This window comes from uncultured Campylobacter sp. (assembly GCF_937997465.1).
Classification (GTDB): Bacteria; Campylobacterota; Campylobacteria; order Campylobacterales; family Campylobacteraceae; genus Campylobacter_A.
Map to the genome: position 1 here is coordinate 1 of NZ_CALKTQ010000138.1, position 2,429 is coordinate 2,429.

Below are 2,429 nucleotides of genomic sequence, written 5' to 3' on the forward strand. Positions count from 1 at the left end.
GGGCAAAATCGTCGAGGAGAGCGAGCCCGAGGCATTTTTCACGCATCCAAAAAGCGAACGCGCGAAGAAATTTTTAAATTTGTTTTCGTTTTAGGGGCTTAAATTTGACGTTTTTTAGGCTAAATTTGAGAGCTTTTCATCAAATTTAGCTTTTAAACCTTATGTCTTTACCATTTAACCAACTTAAATTTATAGCTCTACTTTAACTCAAATTTACTCACAATAACCCGCTCAAATTTAATCCGCTAGCCATTTCTTAAATTTAAAATTAAATTTGCAAATTTATATTGAGTAAATTTTTCACTCCATTTTAAATCTAGCGTTACGTTTTTAAACAAAATTTGATTATTCTCTGCGCCAGCCATCCAAAAAAGTACAAATTTAGTCGCATTTTAGCCAAGCTTTTGTATATTTTGCGCACTTTATTTTAAAGGAGAAAGAATGAGAAAACTTCTGTTTTCATTTTTGGCAACATTCGCCGCCGTCTTTCTAACGGGTCAGGCTAATTTGCAGGCTGCCGAAGCGGACGCTTTGGCTAAAATCAAAGAGCGCGGATACGTGCGCGTGGGCGTCTTTAGCGACAAACCGCCGTTTGGCTACGTCGATAAAGAGGGCAAAAACCAAGGCTACGACATATACTTTGCCAAACGAATCGCAAAGGATTTGCTGGGCGACGAGAGCAAGGTCAAATTTGAGCTCGTAGAAGCAGCGGGCCGCGTAGAGGTGCTAGTAGCCGACAAAGTCGACATCACTTTGGCAAATTTCACCAAAACCCCTGAGCGTGCTAGAGTCGTTGATTTCGCGCTTCCGTATATGAAAGTGTCGCTAGGCGTAGTTAGCCCGGACGGTGCAGTCATAAAAAGCGTGGACGAGCTAAAAGGCAAAAAACTAATCGTCAATAAAGGCACGACCGCGGATGCGTATTTCACGAAAAATCACCCTGACATCGAGCTTATAAAATACGACCAAAACACCGAAACCTTCGCCGCTCTGGTAGATAAAAGAGGCGCGGCGCTGGCGCACGATAACGCGCTACTTTTTGCATGGGCTAAAGAAAATCCTGGCTTTACCGTCGGTATCGAGGCTCTAGGCGAGGTCGACGTCATCGCGCCTGCGGTCAAAAAAGGCAACAAAGCGCTACTTGAGTGGCTAAATAACGAGATCATTGAGCTTGGCAAGGAAAATTTCTTCCATAAAAACTACGACGCCACGCTAAAACCTATCTACGGCGATAGCGTAAATCCGGAATCTCTTGTCGTCGAAGGCGGCAAACTATAAATATAATTAAAAGAAGGATTTGGCCTATTGTATTGGCTTAAATCCTTTTTATGATTTCATCTGCTATTTTTGAAGCTCTTTTATTAATAAATTTATCAAAATCATCATCCATTATTCCAAAATCATCCAAATCTATTAAATGTGTTTTTAATGCCTCTTTCAAGTCTTTATTTTGTTTTTTAAAATCACTCATATATTTACTAGGGTTTTTATCTTTAATAATAACTTTATTCAAGTAGTCATCAACAAAAGTTATATTTGCCAAAGCATTCGCGTATTCATCGTTTTTAACTTTTTTTAAATATGCTTTTGGAAAGAAGTGATGATAATTTTTGGATGTTGCTATGCTAAGAAATGAATTATCTAATCTAACCTTTGAATTATCACTAAACTTTTTTGGCTCAAAGTATGCTAAAATACATAAAACTGCTTTATCAAAAGCATTTGATGCAGAAAAATCCTCTTTTAAAATCTTAACAAAATATTCTTTTGTTTGATTCTCTAGAGGCAATTCCTTATCAAAATCAATCTCCATATTATTTTTTATCTTTTCAATAATTTTTATATCAGAATTTAATTTTGTTTCTACTGATGATGAAAATCTCCAACTAATCGCACTCCTAAAAAAATATTTTTCAAGTTGTCGAATTTGTAAATTTGTTGGCTGTCTTTTTTTGTTTATTATATAAAAATATGCAATAGGAACTATCAAAGCGTAGTATGGCAAAATCTTTGAAACTTCTATTCTAAAATAATCTCTTATTTTGTCTATTGCCAATTTTAAACATTCTATCGCACTATCCCATTCTCTTATAAATTTATCTTTCGTAATCGATAATATTTCTTCTCGTTTTGAATTTTTTGAAAGCGCCAGTGACATCAATTGCAATATGATTGTCTTGTTCTCTGCGATAGTTTCGTATCCACAACCTTTTAGTTCCTCAATTAATTCTTTAAATTTTTCTTCAAGATCAAATCCGTAACTAATAATCTTATTATTTTCAATTATAGGCTCACTATAAACTTTTGCATTCATTATTTCAAACAAAGTTAATTCTTTGCCGCTAACATTTATTCTAGTAAAAATATCAGCTATTTTCTCTAAAGGCTGATTTTCTATTTATATGGTAGAAAATTCATAATTCTGTATA

2 protein-coding genes and 1 pseudogene are annotated in these 2,429 nt (G+C 35.0%); 2 read left to right on the forward strand and 1 reads right to left on the reverse strand.

Annotated elements, in window-relative coordinates:
• Both Q0546_RS04265 and Q0546_RS04270 read left to right on the forward strand, forming a co-directional pair.
• Positions 1–94, forward strand: a pseudogene (locus Q0546_RS04265) (amino acid ABC transporter ATP-binding protein); the annotation flags it as partial.
• A gap of 347 nt (positions 95–441) precedes the next feature.
• A complete protein-coding gene (locus tag Q0546_RS04270; protein ID WP_298790832.1) occupies positions 442–1,278 on the forward strand; it encodes a cysteine ABC transporter substrate-binding protein in 837 nt (278 codons plus the stop codon).
• A 37-nt stretch (positions 1,279–1,315) separates the two neighbouring features.
• Here Q0546_RS04270 and Q0546_RS04275 read toward each other — a convergent pair whose 3' ends face one another.
• Positions 1,316–2,326, reverse strand: a complete 1,011-nt coding sequence (locus Q0546_RS04275; RefSeq protein ID WP_298790834.1) for a DUF1524 domain-containing protein — start codon at positions 2,324–2,326, stop codon at positions 1,316–1,318.
• Positions 2,327–2,429 lie beyond the last annotated feature (103 nt).

Excerpts from the sequence above, each read along its gene's own strand:
- Q0546_RS04270 (WP_298790832.1), top strand. The coding sequence starts at position 442 with ATGAGAAAACTTCTGTTTTCATTTTTGGCAACATTCGCCGCCGTCTTT.